The organism is Mesorhizobium sp. M7A.F.Ca.AU.001.01.1.1 (genome assembly GCF_004022735.1).
GTDB lineage: Bacteria > Pseudomonadota > Alphaproteobacteria > Rhizobiales > Rhizobiaceae > Mesorhizobium > Mesorhizobium ciceri.
This window is the reverse complement of record NZ_RZPF01000880.1, coordinates 1-2,322: the sequence shown is the minus strand read 5'-3', so window position 1 is coordinate 2,322 and position 2,322 is coordinate 1. Positions and strand designations below refer to the sequence as shown.

The window sequence follows — 2,322 nt, the reverse complement described above, 5'->3', positions numbered from 1 at the left end:
TGGCCTGGAAGGCCATGATGGCAGTCTTCGAGCCGTCGCCGATCTTGCCGTCGAACTTGCCGTCGTAAAGGCCATGCTGGGAAAGCCGCTTCTGCAGCTCCTGTCTTTCCTCGAAAGTAAGCTTGGTGAAAGGCCGCTTCCAGTCCTGCACCAGACCGCTCGAGCCGGCGATTTCGTCGGCAAGAAGGCCGACGGCCAGCGCATATTTGTCGGCGTTGTTGTAGGCCTTGATGACCGTGAAATTCTTGATCATCAGGAAGGCCGGCCCGCTGCGGCCGTCCGGCACCTTCAGCGTCGCCTTGTCGGAGCCGTTCTTGAACGGCTTGCCGTTGGCCCTGGCGACGCCGAGCGCCTGCCACTGCGACAGCGTCTTGGAACCGCCGGGAAGTTTTCCGGCTGGCAAGGCGACCTCATAGCCCCAGGTCTTGCCGGCCTGCCAGCCATTCTTCTTCAACAAATTGGCTGATGTCGCCAGCGCATCGGGGATCGAATTCCAGATGTCTCGCTTGCCATTGCCGTCCATGTCCACGGCATAGTGCAGATAGCTGGTCGGGATGAACTGGGTGTGGCCCATGGCGCCGGCCCAGGATCCGCTCAGATGGCTTTCGTCGATGTCGCCGGTCTGCAGGATCTTCAGCGCGGCGATCAGCTGTGTGCGGGCGAATTTCGCCCGCTTCGGATCGGCGTAGGCCAAGGTCGCCAGCGAGCGCACGACGTTGCGCATGATGTCGTCGCGCTTGAGGATCTCGCCATAATTCGATTCCATCGACCAGATGGCCAGCAGGATGTAACGGTCGACGCCGAACCTGGCCTCGATCCGATCCAGCCACGGCTTCCATTTCCTGGCCATCTGCTGGCCGACGGCGACGGACTGATCATGGACGCGGTTGTCGAAATAGTCCCAGGCAGGGGCCGTGAATTCAGGCTGCGTGCGCGCCTTTTCCAGCACCACGGGATCGATATCCCTGATGTTCCTGAAGGCCTGGTCGTATAGGGCGCCGGAAACGCCGCTCTGCACGGCGGTGGCGCGGAAGCCGGCGACCCATTGCCGGAAACCGGCATCGGCGAAAGCGGGGCCAGGCATCAGCAGAGCGAGCGATAGGCTGGCTGCCGCCATGACGCTGGTAAAAATTTTTGCGGCATTGCGAACGGACATCTTTTCCTCCTTCTCTGTCTCAGGAAAGACCATTCATCGCCGAACCAGGTTAGGAATTAGTTTACCATAGGTGCCACCGGGAACGAAAAGACGCTTCGAAGCTTTACCGGTGGACGCTCCCCTCAGTTTCCCAGTAATCCCCAATTCCGGCGTGAAAATGTCTTGAAACGGGGATTGCGGAGCTGGCCCTCAAACGGATAATTGAAAGCATGAAGAGAGTTCGCAAGGCAGTCTTCCCGGTCGCCGGCCTCGGCACACGGTTTCTTCCGGCCACCAAGGCTGTCCCCAAGGAAATGCTGACCGTCGTCGACCGGCCGGTGATCCAGTATGTGGTGGATGAGGCGCGCGAGGCCGGCATCGAGCATTTCATCTTCGTCACCGGTCGCAACAAGGCCGTCATCGAGGACCATTTCGACATCCAGTTCGAACTCTATGACACGCTGGCCCAGCGCGGCAAGGACGACCAGCTCGCCCGCCTGCAGCGGCTGCAGCCGGCGCCGGGGCAGACCAGTTTCACACGCCAGCAGGTGCCGATGGGACTTGGCCACGCCGTCTGGTGCGCCCGCGAGCTCGTCGGCGACGAGCCCTTCGCGCTTTTGTTGCCCGACATGATCATGCAGTCGGAGAAGAGCTGCACGAAGGCAATGGTCGAGCTCTACGAGGAGACCGGCAACAACATCATCGCGGTGCAGGAATGCGATCCCGCCGAAACCCACAAATACGGCATCGTCGGCCGCGGCGAGGACACGCATCACGGCTTCCGTATCACCGAGATGGTGGAAAAGCCGAAGGCCGGCACCGCGCCGTCCAACCTCTACATCAACGGCCGCTACATCCTGCAGCCGGAGATCTTCAAGATCCTAGAAGGTCAGGAAAAAGGCGCCGGCAACGAGATCCAGCTCACCGACGCCATGCTGAAGCTGGAAAAGCAGCAGCCTTTCTACGGCTACCACTATCGAGGCCGCACGTTCGACTGCGGATCGCCGGAGGGTTTTGTCGAGGCCAATGTCGCCTTCGCGCTGTGGCGCAGCGACATGAACGAGAACATGGCGGGCGTCATCCGCACGCTTCTCGACGAGCTGAAGCCGTCAGAGCGCCGTGGTGCTGCGTTTTAAACATCCTAGCGAGCGGCCGGATGTCGTTGGTGCGGCCGTTCAGCGCTGCAC

The 2,322-nt window shown here is 61.1% G+C and carries 2 protein-coding genes; one reads left to right on the top strand and one right to left on the bottom strand.

What is annotated here, in order from left to right; translation table 11 throughout:
• Positions 1-1,156: lytic murein transglycosylase (locus EN884_RS33350; protein ID WP_128361020.1), on the bottom strand; the 1,156-nt coding region annotated here is incomplete at its 3' end.
• Between the two features lie 209 nt (positions 1,157-1,365).
• Here EN884_RS33350 and galU point away from each other — a divergent pair.
• Complete coding sequence (gene galU, locus EN884_RS33345; RefSeq protein WP_013529722.1) at positions 1,366-2,271, top strand: UTP--glucose-1-phosphate uridylyltransferase GalU; 906 nt, start codon at positions 1,366-1,368, stop codon at positions 2,269-2,271.
• Positions 2,272-2,322 lie beyond the last annotated feature (51 nt).